Source organism: Kribbella polygonati (genome assembly GCF_050320105.1).
Taxonomy (GTDB): domain Bacteria; phylum Actinomycetota; class Actinomycetes; order Propionibacteriales; family Kribbellaceae; genus Kribbella.
The window spans coordinates 264,523-286,565 of record NZ_CP190129.1 but is presented as its reverse complement, the minus strand read 5'-3'; the positions used below and the strand labels follow the sequence as shown (position 1 = coordinate 286,565).

The window sequence follows — 22,043 nt, the reverse complement described above, 5'->3', positions numbered from 1 at the left end:
AGAGGCTAGTGAGCATTGCTCCGAAGTTCCTCGCCGACCTCGTGCATATGGCGCAACCCCATTCGGTACGAATCGATCAGACCCGTTGAAACGTAGGGCATTCCGATGCTCTCGCAGTACTCCCGGACGATCGGCTGGGCGAACCGGAGGTTGGCGCGCGGCATGCTCGGGAACAGGTGGTGCTCGATCTGGTAGTTGAGCCCGCCCATCATCCAGTCGACGACCAGACCGCCGTCCACGTTGCGGGAGGTCAGCACCTGCTTCTCCAGGTGGCCCCAGTTGCTGTCGTCGTCCGGCATCTCCATGCCCTTGTGGTTCGGCGCGAACACGCTGCCGAGGTGCAGCCCGAAGACCATGTGGTGAACCAGCGCGAACACCAGCGCCTGGGCCGGCGACAGGATCAGGAACAGCGCGCTGAAGTACAGCACCAGGTGCACGGCCATCAGACCCAGCTCGAGCTTCTCGGTACGACGACGCGCGAGCAGGAAGCGGATGCTCGAAACCTTGAGGTTGAAGCCCTCCAGCGTGAGCAGCGGGAAGAAGATGCGCGCCTGGTTGCGGGTCAGCCAGCCCTCGAGACCCTTGCGGCCCTCGGCCTGCTGGAGGGTCCAGACGAAGACGCCCTCGCCGACGTCCGGGTCCTTGTCGGTGTGGTTCGGGTTCGCGTGGTGGCGGTTGTGCTTGTCGTTCCACCAGGCGTAGCTCATGCCGAGCACGAGGTTGCCGTGCAGCATTCCGATCCAGTCGTGCAGCTTGCGCGAGCTGCCGATCTGCTGATGTCCCGCGTCATGGCCGAAGAACGCGGCCCGGGTGGTCAGGATCCCGAGCGGCAGCGCGAGCAGGATCACCCACCACGACGCCCCGACCGCGGCGATGCCGGCCCAGGTCAGTGCCATCAGTGCGACGTTGATCCCGATCGCCATCGCGTACGCCGCCGTCCGGCGTTCCAGGAGTCCGGCCGCCTTGATCTCCCGCAACAGCGGGGAGAAATCGGAGCCGCGGGCAGCAACAGGTGACGCGATTGGCTGAGCCATCAGGTCCTCGTCTCGATGTCGGGGGGAGGCCTAGGCGTACAGCCGCGGCCAGCGTACGGCATCAACCCTCTGCGCCCCAACCACTGAAAACATGAGAGCTACTACCCGAATACCGGGGGGTGACAGGCCTCCGGCGGGAGTGGAGTTAACCCCACCGCGCCTGAGCACACGCTGAGTCATGATGGAGGACATGAGCACCGTCGCCACCACCGAAGCACCGCCGATGCGGTACCCGAAGTTCGCCCAGCCGTGGATCGCGCTGTTCCTGGCGATCCTGGCCGAGCTGGGGATCGCCCTGTTCGTGCTCAGCGTGGTGTCCGTGCCGCTGATCGCGGTCTGGGTGGGCATCCCGCTACTGCTCGTGGTCGTGCCGACCGCGCGCTGGTTCGCGAACTGTCACCGCACGATGCTGGCCGGCTTCCTCGGCGAGCGGATCCCGCGGCCGTACAAGCAGCCGCCGCTGCCCGGCATGCTGATGCGGCTGCGGACCATCCTCACCGACCCGCAGACCTGGCGGGACATCGCCTGGCTGCTGGTGAACGCGGTCTTCGGCTTCACGCTCTGCCTGCTCAGCGCCGTACTGTTCCTGGCCACGCTCTTCTACCTGGTCTACCCGCTGCTCGTCGGAGTCACGCCGGAAGGTGTCTTCACCGAGCCGTTCGGCGGGCTGTTCCACGTCAACTTCTGGTCCAGCTTCCTGATGATGCCGGTCGCGCTGATCGCGTTCCTGATCTGGCAGGCGGCCGGCGAGCGGCTGCTGAAGGCGAACGCGTTCATGGCCCGCTCGCTGCTCGGCCCGACCGAGAGCGCCAAGCTGGCGATGCGGGTCCGCGAGCTGTCCGAGTCCCGCGCCGAGACCGTCGACACCCAGGCGGCCGAGCTGCGCCGGATCGAGCGGGACCTGCACGACGGCGCCCAGGCCCGGCTGGCCGCGCTCAGCATGAACCTCGGGATGGCCGAGGAGATGGTGGCCCGCGACCCGGCCCAGGCGGCCGCGCTGCTGACCGAGGCCCGGGAGTCCGCGAGTACGGCGCTGTCCGAGCTGCGCGACCTGGTCCGCGGCATCCACCCGCCGGTGCTGGCCGACCGCGGCCTCGAGGGTGCCGTGAAGGCGCTCGCGCTGACCTGCCCGTTCAAGGTCGACGTCACGTTCGACGTCCCCGGCCGGCCGGCCGCACCGGTCGAGTCCGCGGCGTACTTCGCGGTCGCCGAATGCCTGGCGAACGCGGTCAAGTACTCGGCCGCCACGAACGCCTGGATCCAGATCACCCACGAGGACGAGAAGCTGCACATGATCGTCGGCGACGACGGCGTGGGAGGCGCTACCGTCAAGCCCGGCGGCGGTCTGTACGGTATCGAGCGGCGGCTGGCCGCCTTCGACGGTACGTTGACCGTGGTGAGCCCGAGCGCCGGGCCGACCACCGTGATCATGGAGCTGCCTTGCGAGTCCTCATCGCTGAAGACCACGCCCTCCTCCGGGACGGCCTGATCCGCCTGCTGGAGGCGCACGACTTCGAGGTCGTGGAGGCGGTCGACAACGGACCCCGGCTGGTGCCCGCGCTCGTCGAGCACCGGCCGGACGTCGCGGTGGTCGACGTACGGCTCCCGCCGACGTTCACCGACGAGGGCCTGAAGGCCGCGATCGACGCCCGGACCCAGGTCCCCGGCCTGCCGATCCTGGTGCTCTCGCAGTACGTCGAGCAGCTCTACGCCCGCGAACTGCTCACCGGCGGCGGAGGCGGCGTCGGGTACCTGCTCAAGGACCGGGTGTCGAACGTCGCCGAGTTCCTGGACGCCGTCCGCCGGGTCGCGGGCGGCGGCACCGCGATGGACCCGGACGTGATCGGCCAACTGCTGGCCCGCAGCACCAAGGACTCCCCGATCAGCCGCCTCACGCCCCGCGAGTCCGAGGTCCTCGGCCTGATGGCCGAAGGCCGCTCGAACGCCGCCATCGCGAGCGCCCTGTTCGTCACCGAGAAGGCAGTCAGCAAGCACACCAACAACATCTTCGCCAAGCTCGACCTCCCACCGTCCGAGGACGACAACCGCCGGGTGATGGCGGTGCTTACGTACCTGTCGTCGCGCTGACCTGAGCCATCAGGCTGGCGGTGTCGAGCCAGACATTCTCCCGGCTCATCAGGCCGTCGCGGAACTCGCAGACGTGCAGGATCCGGTACCGCACGACCTTGCCGCGCGCCTGCGGGCCGAAGTCGTCGTTCACGATCCGCTGCGTCGCGAGCACCTCGTCGACCACGAAGCCGTCGCCGTGGTAGCGGCGTACCGGTTCGTACTTCTCCTCGTCGGCCTGCGCGAACAGCATCCGGTACCGCTCGGCGATCGCCTCGCGGCCGACCAGCACACCCATCCCCACCACATCGTGCTCGGCGTCCTCGGTCAGCGTGCCGAGCAGCGTCTCCAGGTCGTGCGCCGCCTCGGCCGCGAAGTGGCGGTCGAGTACGGCGTCCATCTCAGCCGGTGTCATGGTGATCCCCCTTCGTAAGATGTTTCTATCGTTATGAGAAATTCTTCTCACGTCAAGTAGGATCTTTCGCATGACTGGTCGGGAACGGCAGAAGCAGCGCACCCGGACGGCGCTGGTCGAGGCGTACCACGAGCTGGTCCGGCAGGGGCAGTCGCCGACCGTGGCGCAGGTGGCGGAGGCGGCGCGGGTGTCGGTGGCGACGGCGTACCGGTACTTCCCGAACCCGGAGTCGCTGCGGGCGGACGCGGCGGTGGCGGCGGCGCGGACGCAGCCGGACTTCGCCGCGGTGCTGGGGGCGGCGGGAGACGATCCGGTGCAGCGGATCGAGGTGCTGGTACGGGCGATCGCGACCTGGCAGTTGAGCGACGAGCCGGTCTGGCGCGGCGTCCTGCGGGCGACGCTCGAACGTTGGTTTGCCCAACATGATGAGGGGGCGGCCGTGCCGATTCCGGTGCGGTCGAACGCGCGCGCCGAGGTGGTGACGCTGGCGCTGCGGCCGTTGCAGGCGGAGTTGCCGGCCGACGAGTTCCGGCGGTTGGTGAACCAGGTGATGCTGGTGTGCGGCGTCGAGGCGATGATCGCGAGCCGCGACGCCGCCGGCCTCGACCCCGAGGAGGCCGAGGAGACGATGGTGGCGGCGGCCCGCACCTTGGTCATCGCAGCACGAGCGAACGGCCGGTAGGCCGGGCTAGCTGCGGATCCGGCCCAGGAACTCCTGCGTGCGGGGTTCGCGCGGTGCTTCGATCACCTGGGTCGGTGGACCGACTTCGAGGGGACGGCCCTGGTGCAGGAAGCAGATCTGGTCGGCGACCTCGCGGGCGAAGGTCATCTCGTGGGTGGAGACGATCATCGTCATGCCCTCGGACTTGAGTTCGCGGAGCAGGTCGAGGACCTCGCCGACGAGTTCCGGGTCGAGGGCGGAGGTGACCTCGTCGAGCAGCATCAGCTGCGGTGAGTTGACCATCGCGCGGGCGATCGCGGCCCGCTGCTGCTGGCCGCCGGAGAGCTCGTCCGGTTTGGCCGTCGCCTTGTCCGCCAGGCCGACCCGGTCCAGCATCTGCAGGGCCCGGGCGCGGGCGGTCTCGCGCGGTTGGCGGTGGACGCGAATCGGTGCGAGCGTGATGTTGTCCAGCACGGTCAGGTGCGGGAACAGGTTGTACGACTGGAACACGATCCCGATCCCGGACCGCACCCTGTCCGCGTCCACCCGCGGATCGGTGATGTCCTCGCCGGCCAGCTCGATCACGCCGTCGTCGACGGTCTCCAGCAGGTTCACGCAGCGCAGCAGCGTCGACTTCCCGGAGCCGGACGCCCCGATCAGTACCACGCACTCCCCCGCCGCGACGTCCAGGTCGAACCCGTCCAGTACGACGTTCTCGCCGTACGCCTTCCGTACTCCGCGCATCGTCAGCAGGCTCATACCGGTCCGCCTCCCCCGCCGTACCAGCCCTGTCTGCGGGCGACGCAGTCGGTCAGCCGGGTCAGCGGGATCGTCAGCGCGACGAACAGCAGCCCGGCCACGACGTACGGCGTGAAGTTGAAGTCTTCGGCCGTCTCCAGCTGGGCGGCCCGGATCGCGTCGATCACGCCGAGTACGGCGATCAGCCCGGAGTCCTTCTGCAGGCTGACGAAGTCGTTGAGCAGCGGCGGCAGCACCCGGCGTACCGCCTGCGGGAGTACGACGAACCGCAGCGTCTGGCGGTACGTCAGCCCGAGCGACCGCGCCGCCGCCCGCTGCGACGGGTGCACCGACTCGATCCCGGCGCGGAACACCTCGGCGACGTACGACGAATAGGTCAGCACCAGCGCGGCGCCGCCCCAGATCACCGCCTGGTTCGGCAACCCGCGCAACTGCAACGCCGGTACGCCGAAGCCGAGCAGGAAGATCACCAGCAGCAACGGCAGCCCCCGGAACACGTCCGTGTACGCCGCCGCGAACACGCGCAGCGGGAAGAAGATCGGCCCGCGCAACGTGCGCATGATCGCCAGCGTCATCCCGAGTACGACGATCAGGACCGCGCAGACGAGCATCACGCGGACGTTCAGCCAGAGGCCCTGGGCAACGATCGGCAACGCCTGCCAGCCGCGGTGCACGTCGAAGAACGTCGCCCGGACCCGCGGCCAGCCCGGCGTCGAACCGATGCCCACGACAACCAGCGCGAGCAGGACCAGCGAGCTGACCAGGGCGATCAGCGTCGACCGCCGCGCCTGCCGCTGCCGATAGGCGAGCCGCTCTTGCTGAAGCTTGGACGGTTGCCAGGTAGTCACGAGAGTTCGGGGGCGCCGGACTCGGTCAGGTACTGCTTCTGCAGGTTGGCCAGCGTGCCGTCAGCCTTCAGCGCGTCGACGGCCTGGGTGACGCAGCCGGTCAGCTTCGAGCCCTTCGCGAGCACGAACCCGAACTGCTCCGCCTTACCGCCCGCCGGCAGTTGACCGACGATCTTGCCGTTGTCGAGCTGCGCCGAGGTCATGTAGAACGCGGTCGGCAGGTCCACCACGATGCCGTCGATCTGCTTGTTCTTCAGCGCCTGCACGGCCAGGTCGTTGGTGTCGAACACAGCCGGCGTCTGCTTGGGCTTCACGACGTCGCGCAGCTCGGTGTAACTCGTCGTACCGACCTGGGCCCCGAGCTTCGCGTCGGCCAGGTCGGCGAGCGACTTGGCGTTCGCGATCTTGCTGCCCGCGGTGGTGATCACGGTCTGCCGGACGTCGTAGTACCCGGACGAGAAGTCGACGGCCTTGCGGCGCTCGTCGGAGATCGACACCTGGTTCACGTCCAGGTCGAACGCCTTCGGGCCGGGCGCGAACGCGGTGTTGAACTGCACCGTCTGCCACTTCACCTCGGCCTGCTCGAACCCGAGCCGCTTCGCCACCGCGTAGGTGACCGCCGACTCGTACCCCTTGCCGTTGCTCGGGTCGTTCTTGCTGAACCACGGCTCGTACGCCGGCTTGTCGGTGCCGACCGTCAACGTACCGGCCGTCTTGACCGCCAGCTTGTCCTTCGCGCAGGCGTCCGCGCCCGACGGCGTCGACGTACCGGACGAGCTGTTGTCCGCCGGCGCACACGCTGCCAGCCCCACGACCGCCAGCACGGCCAACCCCACCACAATTCTCATGCGCAGAACTCTAAGACCTCTTGCGGTACCCGGTGGGACTTGATCCGGTATGCAGTCGGAAGCGCGTCGCGAAGTAGAGCGGGTCGGCGTACCCGACCTGGGCCGCGACCGAGGCGACGGAGCGGCTGGTGAGTTCGAGCAGGCGGGCGGCGGCGTCGAGTCGGCGGTGCTCGACGAACTGTTGCGGGGTGACGCCGAGCTGCGCGCGGAACAGGTGCGCGAAGCGGGAGGTCGACAGATTCACCGCGCGGGCCAGCCGCGGTACGTCGAGGTTCGCGGTCAGGTCCTGGTCGATCAGCTCGATCGCGCGGAGCAGGCGGTCGTCGATCTGGACGGCCTTCGGGTTCTGGGTGTCGCACCAGAGCAGGGCGGCCTCGAGCGAGTTCGCGCTGAGCTGCTCGGCCTGCGGGAGGACGCTGTGCTGATGCCGTACGGCGTCCCTGAGGTGGTCGGCGATCCGGTCGAAGGTGGGCCGGGCCGGGTGCAGCTGGACGATGCCGCGGGCAACCTCCGGCCAGTCCAGGAGCGGCAGCCAGTCGGGTTTCGGGTGCATGTGCGAGTACAGGAAGCGCCAGCGGTCGCCGACCGTCGCGTAGTCGTGCTCGGTGCCTGGTCTGACCAGTGTCACGGTGCCCGGCGTGGCGGCGACCTGACCGAATCGTCCCTGGCCGTCGAGCGTCTGCACCAGCAGCCAGTCGGTCGTCCCACGCCGCCGGTAGGTCGCGTACTCAGGCCCTTCGTCGAACTCGCCGACCACCAGCCGACGGACCGTCGGATGTGGCGACTCAGCAGGATATCGAAGGTTCACAGCTCGATAGGCTATCGCTCGACCCGGCTCGGCCGCCGGATCCTTGGTGGTATGACAGTCGCCGAGGTTTACCAGCGGGACGGCATCGTCCAGGTCCCGCAACTGCTCGAACCGGCCGAGGTCGAGCGGATCCGGAAGGTCTACATGGAGCAGGTCGAGGCCGACCTCTCCCTCGCCCACGACGACGGGGTCCCCGACGACGACCCGCTGAAGAAGTACCCGCGGTTCGTGCACCCGCACCGGCGGACCGACACCGAGGCCGGCGCGATCGCGCTCGACCTGATGCTCGACAGCCGGATCCTCGATGTCGTCCAGGCCCTGATCGGCCCGCCGCTGGGCGCCCAGTCGATGTTCTACTTCAAGCCGCCGGGCGCCCGTGGCCAGGCCCTGCACCAGGACAACACCTTCCTCCGCGCCGACCCCGAGACCTGCCTCGCGGCCTGGATCGCCATCGACGACGTCGACTCCGCGAACGGCGGCCTGCAGGTCGTCCCCGGCTCCCACCGCACGGACCTGCTCTGCCCGGAGCCGGCCGACCTGTCCGAGTCGTTCAGCAACGCCCAGGTCGCCGTACCCGAAGGCCTCGCCAAGGTCCAGACCAAGATGACCGCCGGCGACGTGCTCTTCTTCCACGGCAGTGTCGTCCACGGCTCACGCCCCAACACCACCGCGGACCGCTTCCGCCGCGCCCTGATCTTCCACTACATCCCCGAGGACAGCGTCGAGATCGCGGCCTTCTACAACCCCCTGATCCGCCCCGACCACCGCGAAACGGTCCTCCCCGAAGCCCTCGGCGGCGGCCCGTGCGGCGACTACGCGGAAATGGAGCCCTAGTTGCTGCTGTAGTCGCGGAAGCCTCGGCCGGTCTTGCGGCCTAGGTAGCCGGCCGTCACCAAGTGCTCCAGCAGAGGCGCCGGGGCGAAGCCGGGCTCGCGGAACTCCAGGTAGAGGGTGCGCTGGATGGCGAGGGAGACGTCGAGGCCGACCACGTCCAGGAGGGCGAACGGGCCCATCGGGAGGCGGCAGCCGAGTTTCATGGCGGCGTCGATGTCGTCCACGCCGGCGTAGTGCGCCTCGAGCATGCGGACGGCGTCGTTCAGGTACGGGAACAGCAGGGCGTTGACGATGAAGCCGGCGCGGTCGCCGCAGCGGACCGGGTGTTTGCCGGCGGCAACGGCTACTCCGGCGACGGTGTCGGCGACGTCCTGCGCGGTGCTGACGGTGCTGACCACCTCGACCAGTTGCATCACCGGGGCCGGGTTGAAGAAGTGCAGGCCGACCACGTCGGACGGGCGCTTGGTCGCCATCGCCAGGTCGATGACCGGCAGCGACGAGGTCGTGGTGGCCAGGATCGCGCCCGGCTTGCAGATCTCGTCGAACGACTCGAACAGCGCCTGCTTGACGCTCAGCTCCTCGACCACGGCCTCGATCACGAGGTCCACGGACGCGAGGTCGTCGAGCTTCGCCGTACCGGTCACCCGGCGCAGCGCGGCGTCCCGCTCCTCCGAGGACAGCTTGCCGCGCTGGACGCCCTTCTCCAGCGAGCGTTCCAGCACGCCGCGGACGCGGTCCACCTTCTCGGTGCCGCGGGCGACGTACAGCACGTCGTACCCGGCCTTCGCGAGCACCTCGACGATGCCGACCGCCATCGTCCCGGAGCCGACCACGCCGACCTGCTTGACGGTCCGTACGGCGATGTCGTCACCGGCGGGCGTCGGCGTGTTCTCGTCGTCGACCACGACCGGCGAGTCGGCCGCCTCGTAGGTGTAGAAGCCGCGCCCGGTCTTCCGGCCGAGCAGCCCGGCGGTGACCATCTGCTTCAGGATCGGCGCCGGCGCGTGCAGCCGGTTCCGGCCCTGCTTGTACATCGTGTCGAGGATCTCGTAGGCCGTGTCCAGCCCGATCAGGTCGAGCAGCGCCAGCGGGCCCATCGGGTACCCGCAGCCGAGCCGCATCGCCGCGTCCACGTCCTCACGGGTCGCGTACCGGGACTCCACCATCGACACCGCGTGGTTCAGGTACCCGAACAGCAGCGCGTTCGCGATGAACCCGGCCCGGTCGGCCGCCACCACCGGGACCTTGTCCAGCCGCCGGGCCAGCGCCTGTACGTCGTCCACCACGTCCGGCTCGGTGACGACGGTCTTGATCACCTCGACGAACTCCTGCACCGGCGCCGGGTTGAAGAAGTGCATGCCGACCACGCGCCGCGGCCGCTGGGTGGCGACCGAGATCTCGGTGACCGACAACGACGACGTGTTGGTGGCGAGGATCGCGTCCTCGCGGACGATCTTGTCCAGCGCGGCGAAGATCTCGCGCTTCAGCTCGAGCCGCTCGACGACCGCCTCGATCACCAGGTCGCAGTCCGCGAGCGCTTCCATCGTGGTCGCGAACGTGACCCGGTCGAACAGCGCCTGCTGGTCCTCGACCGACAGCTTGCCGCGCTTCACGGCCCGGTCGGTGGAGTGCTGGATGTGCCCGCGGCCGCGCTCGGCGGCCTCCTCGTCCCGCTCGACGCCGACCACGGTCAACCCGTGGCGCGCGAACACCTCGGCGATCCCGGCGCCCATCGTGCCGAGACCCACCACACCCACTGTCGTCAATTCCCGAGCCATGCTGTGCACTATGCCAGTCCGGATACTGGTCCGCCCATGAGTTGCGTCACCGGGGAGGTCAACCTCACACGGGCTCGTCGATCACCACGGGGGTGACGGACCAGCCGTCGAGCAGCCACCACGGGTCGGGCGCGCCCTGCAGCGCCGCCGCGATCGGCCGGGGTCGCAGGTCCCGCGCGGTGAGCTCGGTCAACGGCAGCCACACAGGACGGTAGCCGCCCACACCGGACTGGAACTCCGGACCGTCGCCGGTGCCAAACTCGCCGCCGATCACCTCGGCTGTGAAGTAGTGCTGCGTGCTGTCCCCGAAATGCACCACGGCAACGGCGTCGCGGATCTTCACGAGCAGCCCGAGCTCCTCGTACACCTCCCGCCGCGCCGCCTCCGCCGCGCTCTCCCCGTCCTCCAGCTGACCACCTGGAAGCACGTGGTACGTCGCCCCGCCGCGGACCCGCTCGATCGCCGCGAGCCCGTCGGCCGTCAGCAGTACGACGCCCGCCCGCATCACGCGCGCCTCGCCAGGATCTGGAACCAGGTGCCGATCTTGGACTCCGTCCGGCCCAACTGCTCGACCGTCCACCCGGACGCCGTCAGCAGGTCCCGCAGCGGGCCTTCCTGCCAGAGCACGAAGTGCCGCGGCAGGTCCAGGTGCCGGCTCGACCACTCCTCCCCCTTGCCCTCCCGGGTCGCGAAGGCCAGGACGGGCGCGCAGCGGGCCGACTTCCGCAGTACGGCGGTCAGCCCGGCCCGGTCGAAGTGCAGGAACACCGCGCTCGCGTAGACCGCGTCGTACGGGCCGCCGTACTCGTCGGTGAGCGCGTTCAGCTCGTCGGCGGCGTACCCGTCGGCGCGCATCATCTCGACGAACGCCCGGGTCGCGTCGGTACGGCGTACCGCGAAGCCGCGACGTTCCAGCTCGATCGCGTCCCGGCCGGTGCCGCTGCCGAGTTCGAGCACCCGCCGGCCCGGGGCGATCCGGGTCGCGAGGAGGTCGATCAGCGCGTTGTTCGGGTCCTTCGGGATCGTGTCGCGGAACTTGTCCGGGGCCTGCTCGTACGCGGCCAGCGTGCGCTCGTTGTCCGAGGCGACCCGGGTCCAGCCGTCGCCGGTGTGCTCGACGACGGCGGGGAGCTTCAATCCGAGGTCCAGCCCGAGGACGACGACGGCCTCGCCGCGGTGCAGGTCCGCGATCGCCTGCAGTTCGGCGTCCGGGCGCTGGGTCAGCTCGGGTACGACGGTCAGCCGGACGCCGAGGTGCTCCGCCAGCCGGGAGCCGGCCGCCGCCTCGAACGGGCCGGCGTACACCTGGGCGACACGTTCGGAGACCTCCGGGTCCTGGCCGTCGGCGGGCAGCAGCAGGATCCGCGCGGGACACATCAGGTTCATCGGGCGACGTACTCCAGGGCCTCGGCGGCGTACTCCGCCCAGACGGCGGACCGGTCGAGCGGGATCTTCACCCACTCTTTCATCGGCCTCCCCATACCCGGATCGAACTGTTCCACGCCTTCGAGCGCCAGCGCCCGCTCCCGCGGCTCCGGCGGCAGCTTGAAGGTCATCGCGTCGCCGAACATCCCCGCGACCACCTTCTTCCCGATCTTCAGGCACGGCATCCCGAACATGCTCCCCCGCACCACCCCGGCCGCCTCGAGTCCGGCCGCGACCGCGTCGTACGCCGCCACCGCCTCGTCGCTCACCTTCGGCATCATGCTCACCACCTTCCCACTCCGGGCCCTCCGTGCACTACGGTCCTTTCGTGCGCTTGGTGATTGCTACGTGTTCTGTGGACTACTCGGGGCGGCTGACGGCTCATCTGCCGATGGCGCCGCGGTTGCTGATGGTGAAGGCGGACGGGTCGGTGCTGATCCACGCCGACGGCGGGTCGTACAAACCGCTGAACTGGATGTCGCCGCCGTGCAAGCTGGTCGAGGAGGAGAACGTCTGGAGCGTCACCAACAAGGCTGGTGAGGAGCTCCGGATCACGCTCGAGGAGGTGCACAGCGACACCGCGTACGAGCTCGGGCAGGACCCGGGCCTGATCAAGGACGGCGTCGAGGCGCACCTGCAGGAGCTGCTCGCCGAGCACGTGCACACCTTCGGCGACGGCTGGACGCTGGTACGCCGGGAGTACCCGACCGCGATCGGCCCGGTCGACCTGCTGCTCCGCGACGCCGACGGCAAGCACGTCGCGGTCGAGATCAAGCGCCGCGGCGAGATCGACGGCGTCGAGCAGCTCACCCGGTACGTCGAGCTCCTCAACCGCGACCCGCTGCTCGCCCCGGTGCGCGGCATCTTCGCCGCCCAGCTGATCAAGCCGCAGGCGCAGTTCCTGGCGACGGACCGCGGGCTGGAGTGCCTCACGGTCGACTACGACGCGCTCCGCGGCATGGAGTCCGACGTACTTCGGCTCTTCTAACTACTGACAAAGCAGGAAATTTGCCCGATTTCGGGCAGGGTCTTTGCCATGGACCCCGAAACACTGCATGGTTGACGGGTGATCAGTGAGGCGGCGGCCGTGGAGCCGGTCGACGAGCTGGCCGATCAGGTCAGCCGGACGACCGGGTTGCCGGCCGAGGTCGCGCGACGCGTGGTCGCCGACGTACTTGCCTATTTCACCGAGACGACCGAGGAGTACGTCCGCCGCCGGCACCGTGAGCTGCAGACCTACGGTGCCCGCAACGACGAGATCTTCGCCCGGCTCGGCACCGAGCTCCGGCACTGGCCGGTCCGCTCGCCCGATCTCTCCGCCCGGCAGCTGCGACGGATCGTCTACGGCTGACCGGACCAAACCCTTTCGAAAGGCACCCACTACATGTGCGGAATCGTCGGGTACGTCGGCACGAAGCCGGCCGCGCCCATCCTGGTGGACGGACTGGCCCGCCTGGAGTACCGCGGATACGACTCGGCCGGCATCGCCGTGCTCGGGTCCAGCGAGCTGAAGGTGCACAAGGACGCCGGCCGGGTCCGTGAGCTGGAGGCCTCGCTGCCGAAGCGGTTCGGCGGCAAGCTCGGCATCGGCCACACCCGCTGGGCGACGCACGGCGGCCCGAGCAAGGACAACGCACACCCGCACGCCAGCGGCAACGAGCGGATCGCGGTCGTGCACAACGGCATCTTCGACAACGCCGCGGCGATCCGCACCCAGCTCGAGGACGCCGGCGTCAAGCTCCGCTCGGAGACCGACACCGAGGTGCTCGCGCACCTGATCGAGCAGTCCGACGGCGCCACCCTCGAGGAGAAGGTGCTGGCTGCGCTGCACCGGATCGAGGGCACGTACGGCATCGCGGTCGTCGACCTGGACTTCCCGGACCGGATCGTGGTCGCCCGCAACGGCAGCCCGCTGATCCTCGGCATCGGCGACGGCGAGATGCACATCGCGTCCGACGCGGCCGCGCTGATCCGCTACACCCGCCAGGTCGTGTACTTGGACGACGGCGAACTGGCCACCGTCCGCGCCGACGGGTACCGGACCTTCACCCAGGACGCGTCGCCGACCACGAAGACCGCGAAGACCGTGGAGTGGGAGGCCGAGGAGTTCGAGCGCGGCCTGCACGAGCACTTCATGATGAAGGAGATCCACGAGCAGCCGGACGCGGTCGGCCGGGTCACCCGGGGCCGGCTGGACGAGCGGTTCCACACCGTGCACCTCGGCGGCCTGAACATGGACGCCCGCGAGGCGCGCGAGATCAAGCGGGTCAAGATCCTCGGCTGCGGGTCGGCGTACTACGCGGGCCAGATGGGCGCCCAGTTCATCGAGGAGGTCGCGCGGATCCCCGCCGACGCGGAGCCGGCCTCGGAGTTCCGGTACCGGAACCCGGTCGTCGAGCGGGACACGCTGTACGTCGCGGTGTCGCAGTCCGGCGAGACGCTCGACACGCTGGTCGCCGTCCAGGAGCTGAAGCGCAAGGGCGGACGCGTCATCGGGCTGGTGAACGCGGTCGGGTCGAGCATCGCGCGGGAGGTCGACGGCGGTGTGTACCTGCACGCCGGGCCGGAGGTGTCGGTGGCGTCGACGAAGGCGCTGACCAACATGGCGGTCGGGTTCGCGATGCTCGGAATCCACCTGGGCCGGATCCGGGACGTGTCGCCCGCCGACGGGCGGCGGCTGATCGAGGGCCTGAAGAAGCTGCCCGAGGACATCGCCGCGATCGTCGCGCAGGAGGAGGAGCTCGCGAAGATCGCCGGGCGGCTGGCGCAGCACGAGTCGCTGTTCTTCGTCGGCCGTACGCGCGGTTACCCGGTGGCGCGGGAGGGTGCGCAGAAGCTGAAGGAGATCTCGTACCGGCACGCCGAGGCGTACCAGACGTCGGAGCTGAAGCACGGCCCGCTGGCACTGATCTCGCCGGACGTGCCGAGTGTCGCGATCGTCCCGGACGACGAACTGGTCGACCGCAACATCGGCGCCCTGCACGAGATCGGCGCCCGATCGGGCCCGCTGTACGTCGTCACGCATCCCGGCGTCGACATCCCCGACGGCGTCGAGGCGAAGATCGTCGTCCCGAAGAACGAGCCCGAACTCGACCCGATCCTGCTGACGATCCCGCTGCAGATCATCGCGTACTACGCCGCCGTAGCCCTGGGCCACGACGTAGACAAGCCCCGCAACCTGGCAAAGTCCGTCACAGTCGAGTAGGTCCGGACCGCCAGGCCATCACAATCGCACCACCAGGGCCCCCGTCACGCTCGGCGCGGCGGGGGCCCTTGGATTGTGATGGCCTGGGGATCCACCTTTACAACTGCTGGCCTGGGGTGGGGGCGCGGCGGATGGTGGTCGTGGGGTGGGTTGGGGTGGTGGAGGTGATCGTGGTGCCGGGGCGGGTCATGCCGCTGAGGGCGTGGTCGGCGGCGCTGGCGGCTTCGGCTCGGCGGTCGGCTCGGTTGAGGGTGCGGTCCGGGCCGAGGGTCTGGTAGGGGTGGAGGTTGAAGTTGGCGACCAGGCGTTTGCAGACCTCGACGCCCCGGACGGAGTTCCCGGCCGCGTCGAGGCGGGGTGAGAACGTGACCACGGCGAGCCGCTTCGACGGGACGACCATCAGCACGTTCCCGGAGACGCCGCTCTTCGCGGGCAGCCCGACCTGGTCGGAGAACTTGCCGGAGTCGTTGTACATCCCGCTGTGCCCCATCACCGACAACACCCGTCCGGCGGTCTCCTGCGAGAACACCCGCTCCCCCGAGTACGGCGCCACCCCGCCGTTCGCCAGCGTCGCCCCCGCGGCCGCGAGCCGCTGCGCGTCCACCTCCAGCGAACACACCTGGAAGTAGAAGTCCGCCGTCCGCGCCGCCCCGTCCTCACCCGACGCCTTCAGCATGTCCGCGGCCTTCATCAGGCTCGCCAGCCCGCGGTTCCCGTCCCCGGTCGCCTTCTCCGCCAGGTACGTCTCCTGGTCGAACCCCGGCGCCTCCCCCATCATCCGCGCCCACGTCCCGTGCACGGTCCGGAACCGGTCGCTCGTCTCCTTGCCGTGATCAACCAACGCGAGCGTCGCCATCGCCCCCGCGTTGATCATCGGGTTGTGCGGCCGCCGCCCGTCCCCCAGCGACAGCCGGTAGTCGTTGAACGTCCCGCCGCTCTGCTCCTGCCCGACCCACCGATGCACCTCCGCCGACCCCAGCTGCTCCAGTGCCATCGCATAACTGAATGGCTTGGACGTCGACTGCACACTGAACCCGACCCCCGCTTCCCCGACCGAGTACGTCTGCCCGTCCGCGGTGCAGATCGCGATCCCGAACCGCTCCGGGTCCGCGTCCCGCAACGTCGGAATGTAGTCCGCGTTCGCCCCGTCCCGGTTCGGCAGTACGTCGGCGTAGATCTCGTCGACGCCCCGCGCCAGCTCCCGGAACTCCTCCACCGGCACCGCCAGCTCGTCGTTCAGCGCCCGGTACACGAGCCCGTCGCCGTACTGCGCGACCGCGGCGAACTCCCGCAGATCCAGCTGCACCGGCTGGCTGTCCACCCCGATCGGATCCGGTACGCCGGCCAGCGCCGCGCGCACCCGCGGATCACCGGGCTGGATCCCGGCGCGGCCGAGCGCGCTGAGCAACTCCCACGCCCAGATCCGCCCGTCGTCGTCCTTGTCGATCGCCTCGAACGCTCTGAACAGCTGCGGCGGAGATACGTCCATGGCCGCAGCCTGTCTGCCGCAGGTTTCCGCTTCGGTCACCTGACGTTACGGCCACGTCAACCGACCATCTTGTTGGACAAGTCGACCACTTGTACGATCACCTGCCATGGAGCGGATTCGGCAGGTGCGGTTGTCGTCGGTCGTGTTGCCGCTGCAGCAGGCGATCAGCGACGCGAAGGTGCTCACCGGCCGGCAGCGGCCGATGACCGAGGTGGTGTTCCTGTTCGCCGAGATCGCCACCGACGAGGACCGGCACGGGATCGGCTTCAGCTACTCCAAGCGGGCCGGCGGTCCGGCGCAGTACGCACACGCGAAGGAGATCGCGGGCACCCTGATCGGCGAGGACCCGTCGGACATCGGCAAGGTGTACGACAAGCTGCTCTGGGCCGGCGCGTCCGTCGGCCGGTCCGGGGTGGCGACACAGGCGATCGCCGCGATCGACATCGCGCTCTGGGATCTGAAGGCGAAGCGCGCCTGTCTCCCGCTGGCCAAGCTGCTCGGCGCGTACCGCGACTCGGTCCGCGCGTACAACACCTCCGGCGGGTTCCTGCACGCGCCGATCGACGAGGTGCTCGAGAACGCCTCGAAGTCGCTCGCCGACGGCATCGGCGGCATAAAGATCAAGGTCGGCCAGCCCGACACCCGGATCGACCTCGACCGCGTCCGCAAGGTACGCGAGCACCTCGGTGACGGCGTACCGCTGATGGTCGACGCCAACCAGCAGTGGGACCGGCCGACGGCGCTCCGGGTCGGCCGGACGCTGGAGCAGTTCGGCCTGGTCTGGATCGAGGAGCCTCTCGACGCGTACGACGCGGTCGGCCACGCGGAGCTGGCGGCCCAGCTGGACACGCCGATCGCGACCGGCGAGATGCTGTCGAGCGTCGGCGAGCACGTCCGGCTGATCGAGGCGCGCGCGGCCGACGTCATCCAGCCGGACGCGCCGCGGATCGGCGGCATCACGCCGTTCCTGAAACTGGCGACGCTTGCCGACCACAACGGTCTGGAGCTCGCGCCGCACTTCGCGATGGAGATCCATCTGCACCTCGCGGCGGCGTACCCGCGGGAGCCCTGGGTGGAGCACTTCGAGTGGCTGAACCCCTTGTTCAACGAGCGTCTGGAGACGGTCGACGGCCGGATGCTCGTCCCGGACCGCCCCGGCCTCGGCTTCACCACCAGTGAGCAGTGCGCGCGCTGGACGGTCGACAGCTGCGAGTTCACGTGAGCGGCCTGGCGTACCAGATCGTCGAGGACCTGAAGCAGCGGATCCTCAACGGCGAGATCGCGCCGGGCGAGAAGCTGCCGGGTGAGAACAGCCTCGTCGAGGAGTTCGGGGTCAGCCGGACCGTCGTCCGCGAGGCGGTGTCGCGGCTGCAGGCGGCCGGGCTGGTGGAGACGTTCCAGGGCCGCGGGTCGTTCGTCCTCGAGGTTCCGGAGCGTACGCCGGGACTGCGCGCGGTCCGCTCGCACCGCGACGTCCTCGAGCTGATGGACTTCCGGATCGGCGTCGAGAGCGAGGCGGCCGGACTGGCCGCGGTACGGCGTACCGCCCATCAGCTGAAGGGGATCGAGCGAGCGCTCGACGACTTCCGCCGGGTGGGCGACGATCCGGGGCGGTCCGTTGCGGCCGACTTCGCGTTCCACCTGAAGGTTGCCGTTGCGTCCGGCAACCGTTTCTACGGCGAGCTGGTCGCGGACCTCGGCCCGATGATGATCATGCTGCCGCGGACCCGGCTCGACCCGGCGTACGAGATGTCCGACCCCGAGCACCTGACCCGGGTGATCCACGAGCACGAGAACATCCACGCCGCGATCGCGCGGTCCGATCCCGAAGCGGCCCGCGCGGCGGCGCGGGTGCACCTGACGAACACCCGGGCGCGGCTGCGCTGATGTTCACGCTGGAGCAGTTGAGCGCGTTCGTCGCGGTCGCCGAGGAGTTGCACTTCGGGCGGGCGGCCGAGCGGCTGAGCATGACGCAGCCGCCGTTGAGCAGGCAGGTGCAGAAGCTCGAGCGGGCGGTCGGCGCGCGGCTGCTCGAACGCGACAACCGGAAGGTCGAGCTGACCGAGGCGGGGCGGGCCTTCCTGGTCGAGGCGCGGCGACTCCTCGCGCTGGTGGAGACCTCGGGCGACCTCGCCCGGCGCGTGGATCGGGGTGCGGCCGGGACGCTGCGGCTCGGGTTCACCGCGACGTCGGCGATCCGTACGCTCGGTCCCTTGTTGCGCAGGCTGTCCGAGGAGCTGCCTGACGTCGACGTGATCCTGCACGAGCGGGTCACCCCGGCCCAGGTCGACGGGCTGCTGCGCGGCGAGCTGGACCTCGGGCTCGGCCGGCCGCCGTTCGACCTCGACGTACTGGACAGCCGGATCGTGTTCCGGGAGCCGCTGTGTGCCGTTGTCCCCGGCAACCATCGGCTCGGGTCGCTGGGCCGGCCGCTGACCGCCGCGGACTTCGCCGGCGAGCAGGTGATCAGCTACTCGCCGACCCAGGCCCGGTACTTCCACGAGCTGACCGTGCGGTTCCTCGCCGACTCGCAGCCTCGGATCGAGCAGCGGGTGCAGCAGATCCTCACCGTGATCCTGCTGGTCGCGGCCGGGCGCGGCGTCGCGCTGGTCCCGGCGTCCGCGCGGCACCTCGGCGTCGACGGGGTGACGTACTGCGACCTCGACGGCCCGGGCGACCTCGTCGAGCTGCACGCGATCTGGCGGCGGGACGCGACTGGCCCGGTGCTGCGGCGCGTCCTCACGATGCTCTCAGAGCATCACTAGATCCACAAACGATCTTGGACAGGTATCCACCGACGTTCCTACGCTGACCAGCGTGACCCACTACTCCCCCGCCGAGCTGGCGGCCCAGCTGAAGACCGGGCTGCTCTCGTTCCCCGTCACCGCCTTCCACGACGACCTCAGCTTCCACGAGGCGGCGTACCGCGAGCATCTGGCCTGGTTGAGCCAGTACGACGTCGCGGGACTGTTCGCGGCGGGCGGTACCGGCGAGGGGTTCTCGCTGACGCCGGCCGAGATCGACACCGTCGTACGGACGGCCGTCTCGGAGGTCGGCGGGCGGGTGCCGGTGATCGCGCCCGCGACCGGCGGGACCGCGGCTGCGATCGAGGGCGCGCGGGCGGCCGAGGCGGCGGGCGCGGACGGGATCCTGTTGTTCCCGCCGTACCTGACGGAGGCCGGGCAGCGTGGTTTGATCGAGCACGTGTCAGCGGTGTGCCGCGGTACCGGGCTCGGGGTGACGGTCTACAGCCGGGCGAACGCGATCCTCACCGACGTGACGGTCGCCGAGCTCGCGGACCGGAACCCGAACCTGGTCGGCCTGAAGGACGGCGTCGGGAACGTCGAGCAGATGACCCGGACGTACGCGCTGGTCGGCGAGCGGCTGACGTACGTCGGCGGGCTGCCGACCGCGGAGACGTTCGCGCTGCCGCTGCTGCAGCTCGGGTACAGCACGTACTCGTCGGCGATCTTCAACTTCGTGCCCGAGTTCGCGCTCGGGTTCTACGCCGACGTACTGGCGCAGGACCGGGACGCGGTGTACCGGAAACTGCGGGAGTTCGTGCTGCCGTACCTCGACATCCGCGACCGGACCAAGGGGTACGCCGTGTCGATCGTGAAGGCCGGGGTGAACGCGATCGGCCGCACCGCGGGGCCGGTGCGACCGCCGCTGCAGGATCTCACCGCGGACGAGGTCGCGTTGCTGACTGCGTTGATCGAGAAGGTGAAATGACGCCGACTGTCGTGTCCGTGGAGGTCGTGCCGGTTGCCGGGCACGACAGCATGCTGCTGAACCTGAGCGGCGCACACGGCCCGTTCTTCACCCGCAACGTCGTGATCGTGACCGACAGCTCGGGCAACGTCGGCCTGGGCGAGGTCCCCGGCGGCGAGCAGATCGCCGCCACGATCCGCGCGGCAGCCGGTCGCCTTGTGGGCCGGCCTCTCGCCCTGCAACGGGGCTTGCTGCGCACCATCTCCACAACATTCGAAGGCCTCGACAGCGGTGGACGCGGGTTGCAGACATTCGACCTCCGGACCACGGTGCATGCCGTCACCGGGTTGGAGTCGGCGCTGCTCGACCTACTGGGCCAACATCTGTCTGTGCCGGTCGCCGAATTGCTCGGCGAAGGACAGCAACGCACCGCGGTCCCAGTACTGGGTTATCTGTTCTACGTGGGGGATGCAGCGCGGACGGATCTGCCCTACATCACCGGTGGGGATGGGTGGGAGGGACTGCGGCGGCGGCCGGTGCTGACCGCGGACGCGGTGGTCGAGCTGGCGGTGGCGGCGCAGGAGCGGTACGGATTCGCCGACTTCAAGTTGAAGGGCGGGGTGTTCGACCCGCACGTGGAGATCGACGCCGTACGGGCGTTGCACGCGCGGTTCCCGGACGCGCGGATCACCGTGGATCCGAACGGGGCGTGGTTGCTGCGGGAGGCGGTCGCGGTGTGTTCGGGGCTCGACGACGTGCTCGCGTACGTCGAGGATCCGTGCGGGGCCGAGGACAGGTTCTCCGGGCGCGAGACGATGGCGGAGTTCAGGCGACGTACCGGGCTGCGGACCGCGACCAACATGATCGCCACCGACTGGCGGGAGCTCGCGCACGCGATCCGTACCGACGCCGTCGACATCCCGCTCGCCGACCCGCACTTCTGGACGATGGCCGGGTCGGTGCGCGTCGCCCAGCTGTGCAACGACTTCGGGCTGACCTGGGGCTCGCACTCCAACAACCACTTCGACATCTCGCTGGCGATGTTCACCCACGTCGGCGCGGCCGCGCCCGGTGAGATCACCGCGCTGGACACGCACTGGATCTGGCAGGACGGGCAGGCGCTGACCAAGCAGCCGCTGCGGATCGCCGGCGGCGAGATCGCCGTACCGACGGCACCCGGGCTCGGCATCGAGCTCGACCGGGACGCGCTCGCCGCGGCGCACGAGCTGTATCTGGAGCACGGTCTCGGGGCGCGGAACGACGCGATCGCGATGCAGTACCTGATCGAGGACTGGCAGTTCGACCCGAAGCGGCCTTGTATGGTGCGGTGATGAAGGTCTTCTTGTCATCGGACATGGAAGGTACGGCGGGCGTCGTCGACTGGAGCCAGGCGCGCGGGCCCGCCACGGAGTACGAGTACTACCGCGGCCAACTGCAGGCCGAGGTGAACGCCGCGATCGACGGCGCCGTGATGGCCGGTGCGACCGAGTTCCTGGTCAACGACTCGCACTCGACGATGCAGAACCTCCGGCCGGACGAGCTGCACGGGCGGGCGAGCTACCTGTCCGGGAAGCACAAGCCGCTGTACATGATGCAGGGGCTGGACTCGTCGTTCGACGCGATCTTCTTCGTTTCGTACCACGGTTCCGCCGGGTCGACCGGGTCCGTGCTGCACCACACGTACAACCCGCGGGCGATCGCCGAGGTCCGGCTGAACGGGGCGATCACGGGTGAGGCGGGGATCAACGCGCTGGTGGCGCTCGCCTACCAGGTGCCCGTCGTACTGATCTCGGGCGACCGGACCACGATCGACGAGGCACAGCCGTTCTGCCCGGACATCGAGTCGGTCGTAGTGAAGGACTCGATCTCGCACAACGCGGCCCTGTCCGTGCATCCGGAGCGAGCACGCGAACTGATCCACGACGGGGCGCGCCGCGCACTCGCCCGCCTCAGCGACATCCGCCCACCAAGCATCACCCTACCCGCCGAGCTGACCGTACGTTTCCACAGCCGCGCCTTCGCGGAGCTGGCGTGTGCACTGCGCGGGGTGGAACGCCGCGAGGACAAGGTCGTTGCTATCCGCAACGACGATCCGCTGGAGCTCTACCGGACGTTCATCGCAACGGTGTTTCTCAGCCGCGGGGTGAGCGAGTAGGTTCTG

Annotated in this window: 24 protein-coding genes; 13 read left to right on the top strand and 11 right to left on the bottom strand. The window is 69.5% G+C overall.

Features of this window, described 5'->3' with window-relative positions; genetic code table 11:
- Window positions 1-5: 5 nt before the first annotated feature.
- Complete coding sequence (locus ACQHIV_RS01255; protein ID WP_427890815.1) at window positions 6-1,034, bottom strand: fatty acid desaturase family protein; 1,029 nt, start codon at window positions 1,032-1,034, stop codon at window positions 6-8.
- A 190-nt stretch (window positions 1,035-1,224) separates the two neighbouring features.
- Here ACQHIV_RS01255 and ACQHIV_RS01250 point away from each other — a divergent pair, with 190 nt between their 5' ends.
- Together ACQHIV_RS01250 and ACQHIV_RS01245 are read left to right on the top strand one after the other, a co-directional pair.
- The gene (locus ACQHIV_RS01250) at window positions 1,225-2,523 is read left to right on the top strand and encodes a sensor histidine kinase (RefSeq protein ID WP_427890813.1); all 1,299 of its coding nucleotides are present in this window, start codon (window positions 1,225-1,227) and stop codon (window positions 2,521-2,523) included.
- Window positions 2,475-3,122 carry a LuxR C-terminal-related transcriptional regulator gene (locus tag ACQHIV_RS01245; protein ID WP_427890811.1) on the top strand — a complete coding sequence of 216 codons (648 nt, stop codon included), beginning with the start codon at window positions 2,475-2,477 and terminating at the stop codon, window positions 3,120-3,122. Before ACQHIV_RS01250 ends, ACQHIV_RS01245 begins: the two co-directional genes overlap by 49 nt.
- Here the strand turns inward: ACQHIV_RS01245 and ACQHIV_RS01240 are convergent.
- On the bottom strand, window positions 3,100-3,516 hold the full coding sequence (locus ACQHIV_RS01240) for a nuclear transport factor 2 family protein (protein WP_427890809.1): 417 nt from the start codon (window positions 3,514-3,516) through the stop codon (window positions 3,100-3,102). The two genes, ACQHIV_RS01245 and ACQHIV_RS01240, sit on opposite strands and share 23 nt — an antisense overlap.
- A 70-nt stretch (window positions 3,517-3,586) precedes the next feature.
- Here ACQHIV_RS01240 and ACQHIV_RS01235 point away from each other — a divergent pair, with 70 nt between their 5' ends.
- Window positions 3,587-4,198: a TetR/AcrR family transcriptional regulator gene (locus ACQHIV_RS01235; protein ID WP_427890807.1), complete on the top strand. Its 612-nt coding sequence runs from the start codon at window positions 3,587-3,589 to the stop codon at window positions 4,196-4,198.
- Between the two features lie 6 nt (window positions 4,199-4,204).
- On the opposite strand, the gene ACQHIV_RS01230 is transcribed toward ACQHIV_RS01235, so the two are convergent.
- The 4 genes from ACQHIV_RS01230 to ACQHIV_RS01215 are packed head-to-tail and all read right to left on the bottom strand — an operon-like array spanning window position 4,205 to window position 7,440.
- Complete coding sequence (locus ACQHIV_RS01230; RefSeq protein ID WP_427890805.1) at window positions 4,205-4,936, bottom strand: amino acid ABC transporter ATP-binding protein; 732 nt, start codon at window positions 4,934-4,936, stop codon at window positions 4,205-4,207.
- Window positions 4,933-5,784 (bottom strand): amino acid ABC transporter permease, encoded by an 852-nt coding sequence (locus tag ACQHIV_RS01225; protein WP_427890803.1) that lies wholly within the window; start codon window positions 5,782-5,784, stop codon window positions 4,933-4,935. The genes ACQHIV_RS01230 and ACQHIV_RS01225 overlap by 4 nt, the downstream gene beginning before the upstream one ends.
- Window positions 5,781-6,632, bottom strand: a complete 852-nt coding sequence (locus ACQHIV_RS01220; RefSeq protein WP_427890801.1) for an ABC transporter substrate-binding protein — start codon at window positions 6,630-6,632, stop codon at window positions 5,781-5,783. Before ACQHIV_RS01220 ends, ACQHIV_RS01225 begins: the two co-directional genes overlap by 4 nt.
- Before the next feature lie 10 nt (window positions 6,633-6,642).
- The gene (locus tag ACQHIV_RS01215; RefSeq protein WP_427890799.1) at window positions 6,643-7,440 is read right to left on the bottom strand and encodes a helix-turn-helix domain-containing protein; all 798 of its coding nucleotides are present in this window, start codon (window positions 7,438-7,440) and stop codon (window positions 6,643-6,645) included.
- A gap of 51 nt (window positions 7,441-7,491) precedes the next feature.
- On the opposite strand from ACQHIV_RS01215, the gene ACQHIV_RS01210 reads away from it, so the two are divergent.
- Window positions 7,492-8,274 carry a phytanoyl-CoA dioxygenase family protein gene (locus ACQHIV_RS01210; RefSeq protein ID WP_427890797.1) on the top strand — a complete coding sequence of 261 codons (783 nt, stop codon included), beginning with the start codon at window positions 7,492-7,494 and terminating at the stop codon, window positions 8,272-8,274.
- Here the strand turns inward: ACQHIV_RS01210 and ACQHIV_RS01205 are convergent.
- The 4 genes from ACQHIV_RS01205 to ACQHIV_RS01190 all read right to left on the bottom strand — a co-directional run bounded on the left by ACQHIV_RS01205 (window position 8,271) and on the right by ACQHIV_RS01190 (window position 11,758).
- Window positions 8,271-10,052: a 3-hydroxyacyl-CoA dehydrogenase family protein gene (locus ACQHIV_RS01205; RefSeq protein ID WP_427890795.1), complete on the bottom strand. Its 1,782-nt coding sequence runs from the start codon at window positions 10,050-10,052 to the stop codon at window positions 8,271-8,273. The genes ACQHIV_RS01210 and ACQHIV_RS01205 overlap by 4 nt on opposite strands.
- Before the next feature lie 64 nt (window positions 10,053-10,116).
- On the bottom strand, window positions 10,117-10,557 hold the full coding sequence (locus ACQHIV_RS01200; protein ID WP_427896386.1) for an NUDIX hydrolase: 441 nt from the start codon (window positions 10,555-10,557) through the stop codon (window positions 10,117-10,119).
- On the bottom strand, window positions 10,557-11,438 hold the full coding sequence (locus ACQHIV_RS01195; protein ID WP_427890794.1) for a class I SAM-dependent methyltransferase: 882 nt from the start codon (window positions 11,436-11,438) through the stop codon (window positions 10,557-10,559). The genes ACQHIV_RS01200 and ACQHIV_RS01195 overlap by 1 nt, the downstream gene beginning before the upstream one ends.
- Window positions 11,435-11,758 carry a hypothetical protein gene (locus ACQHIV_RS01190; RefSeq protein ID WP_427890792.1) on the bottom strand — a complete coding sequence of 108 codons (324 nt, stop codon included), beginning with the start codon at window positions 11,756-11,758 and terminating at the stop codon, window positions 11,435-11,437. The genes ACQHIV_RS01195 and ACQHIV_RS01190 overlap by 4 nt, the downstream gene beginning before the upstream one ends.
- A 47-nt stretch (window positions 11,759-11,805) precedes the next feature.
- On the opposite strand from ACQHIV_RS01190, the gene nucS reads away from it, so the two are divergent.
- From nucS to glmS, 3 genes are all read left to right on the top strand, one after another.
- A complete protein-coding gene (nucS, locus tag ACQHIV_RS01185; protein WP_427890790.1) occupies window positions 11,806-12,465 on the top strand; it encodes an endonuclease NucS in 660 nt (219 codons plus the stop codon).
- Window positions 12,466-12,543: 78 nt separating this feature from the next.
- A complete protein-coding gene (locus tag ACQHIV_RS01180; protein ID WP_427890788.1) occupies window positions 12,544-12,828 on the top strand; it encodes a hypothetical protein in 285 nt (94 codons plus the stop codon).
- Window positions 12,829-12,861: 33 nt separating this feature from the next.
- A complete protein-coding gene (gene glmS / locus ACQHIV_RS01175; protein WP_427890786.1) occupies window positions 12,862-14,682 on the top strand; it encodes a glutamine--fructose-6-phosphate transaminase (isomerizing) in 1,821 nt (606 codons plus the stop codon).
- Between the two features lie 97 nt (window positions 14,683-14,779).
- On the opposite strand, the gene glsA is transcribed toward glmS, so the two are convergent.
- Window positions 14,780-16,171 (bottom strand): glutaminase A, encoded by a 1,392-nt coding sequence (glsA, locus tag ACQHIV_RS01170; protein ID WP_427890784.1) that lies wholly within the window; start codon window positions 16,169-16,171, stop codon window positions 14,780-14,782.
- A 106-nt stretch (window positions 16,172-16,277) separates the two neighbouring features.
- On the opposite strand from glsA, the gene ACQHIV_RS01165 reads away from it, so the two are divergent.
- From ACQHIV_RS01165 to ACQHIV_RS01140, 6 genes are read left to right on the top strand one after another with little or no spacing between them, the layout of a single operon-like run.
- A complete protein-coding gene (locus ACQHIV_RS01165; RefSeq protein WP_427890782.1) occupies window positions 16,278-17,393 on the top strand; it encodes an L-talarate/galactarate dehydratase in 1,116 nt (371 codons plus the stop codon).
- Entirely contained in the window at window positions 17,390-18,058 is a 669-nt protein-coding gene (locus ACQHIV_RS01160) for a FadR/GntR family transcriptional regulator (RefSeq protein WP_427890780.1), read from the top strand. The genes ACQHIV_RS01165 and ACQHIV_RS01160 overlap by 4 nt, the downstream gene beginning before the upstream one ends.
- Window positions 18,058-18,936: a LysR substrate-binding domain-containing protein gene (locus tag ACQHIV_RS01155; RefSeq protein WP_427890778.1), complete on the top strand. Its 879-nt coding sequence runs from the start codon at window positions 18,058-18,060 to the stop codon at window positions 18,934-18,936. Before ACQHIV_RS01160 ends, ACQHIV_RS01155 begins: the two co-directional genes overlap by 1 nt.
- A gap of 52 nt (window positions 18,937-18,988) precedes the next feature.
- Entirely contained in the window at window positions 18,989-19,903 is a 915-nt protein-coding gene (gene kdgD / locus ACQHIV_RS01150; RefSeq protein WP_427890776.1) for a 5-dehydro-4-deoxyglucarate dehydratase, read from the top strand.
- Window positions 19,900-21,213 (top strand): enolase C-terminal domain-like protein, encoded by a 1,314-nt coding sequence (locus ACQHIV_RS01145; protein WP_427890774.1) that lies wholly within the window; start codon window positions 19,900-19,902, stop codon window positions 21,211-21,213. The genes kdgD and ACQHIV_RS01145 overlap by 4 nt, the downstream gene beginning before the upstream one ends.
- A complete protein-coding gene (locus ACQHIV_RS01140) occupies window positions 21,213-22,037 on the top strand; it encodes a M55 family metallopeptidase (RefSeq protein ID WP_427890772.1) in 825 nt (274 codons plus the stop codon). Before ACQHIV_RS01145 ends, ACQHIV_RS01140 begins: the two co-directional genes overlap by 1 nt.
- The last annotated feature ends 6 nt before the right edge of the window (window positions 22,038-22,043 follow it).

Bases quoted from the DNA above. Each gene is read 5' to 3' on its own strand.
- glsA (WP_427890784.1), bottom strand. From the start codon at position 16,171: ATGGACGTATCTCCGCCGCAGCTGTTCAGAGCGTTCGAGGCGATCGAC.
- ACQHIV_RS01230 (WP_427890805.1), bottom strand. From the start codon at position 4,936: ATGAGCCTGCTGACGATGCGCGGAGTACGGAAGGCGTACGGCGAGAAC.
- ACQHIV_RS01165 (WP_427890782.1), top strand. From the start codon at position 16,278: ATGGAGCGGATTCGGCAGGTGCGGTTGTCGTCGGTCGTGTTGCCGCTG.
- ACQHIV_RS01195 (WP_427890794.1), bottom strand. From the start codon at position 11,438: ATGAACCTGATGTGTCCCGCGCGGATCCTGCTGCTGCCCGCCGACGGC.
- ACQHIV_RS01200 (WP_427896386.1), bottom strand. From the start codon at position 10,557: ATGCGGGCGGGCGTCGTACTGCTGACGGCCGACGGGCTCGCGGCGATC.
- ACQHIV_RS01220 (WP_427890801.1), bottom strand. From the start codon at position 6,632: ATGAGAATTGTGGTGGGGTTGGCCGTGCTGGCGGTCGTGGGGCTGGCA.
- ACQHIV_RS01140 (WP_427890772.1), top strand. From the start codon at position 21,213: ATGAAGGTCTTCTTGTCATCGGACATGGAAGGTACGGCGGGCGTCGTC.
- ACQHIV_RS01255 (WP_427890815.1), bottom strand. From the start codon at position 1,034: ATGGCTCAGCCAATCGCGTCACCTGTTGCTGCCCGCGGCTCCGATTTC.
- ACQHIV_RS01250 (WP_427890813.1), top strand. From the start codon at position 1,225: ATGAGCACCGTCGCCACCACCGAAGCACCGCCGATGCGGTACCCGAAG.
- ACQHIV_RS01235 (WP_427890807.1), top strand. From the start codon at position 3,587: ATGACTGGTCGGGAACGGCAGAAGCAGCGCACCCGGACGGCGCTGGTC.
- ACQHIV_RS01145 (WP_427890774.1), top strand. From the start codon at position 19,900: ATGACGCCGACTGTCGTGTCCGTGGAGGTCGTGCCGGTTGCCGGGCAC.
- ACQHIV_RS01205 (WP_427890795.1), bottom strand. From the start codon at position 10,052: ATGGCTCGGGAATTGACGACAGTGGGTGTGGTGGGTCTCGGCACGATG.
- ACQHIV_RS01210 (WP_427890797.1), top strand. From the start codon at position 7,492: ATGACAGTCGCCGAGGTTTACCAGCGGGACGGCATCGTCCAGGTCCCG.
- glmS (WP_427890786.1), top strand. From the start codon at position 12,862: ATGTGCGGAATCGTCGGGTACGTCGGCACGAAGCCGGCCGCGCCCATC.
- ACQHIV_RS01240 (WP_427890809.1), bottom strand. From the start codon at position 3,516: ATGACACCGGCTGAGATGGACGCCGTACTCGACCGCCACTTCGCGGCC.
- ACQHIV_RS01190 (WP_427890792.1), bottom strand. From the start codon at position 11,758: ATGATGCCGAAGGTGAGCGACGAGGCGGTGGCGGCGTACGACGCGGTC.
- ACQHIV_RS01155 (WP_427890778.1), top strand. From the start codon at position 18,058: ATGTTCACGCTGGAGCAGTTGAGCGCGTTCGTCGCGGTCGCCGAGGAG.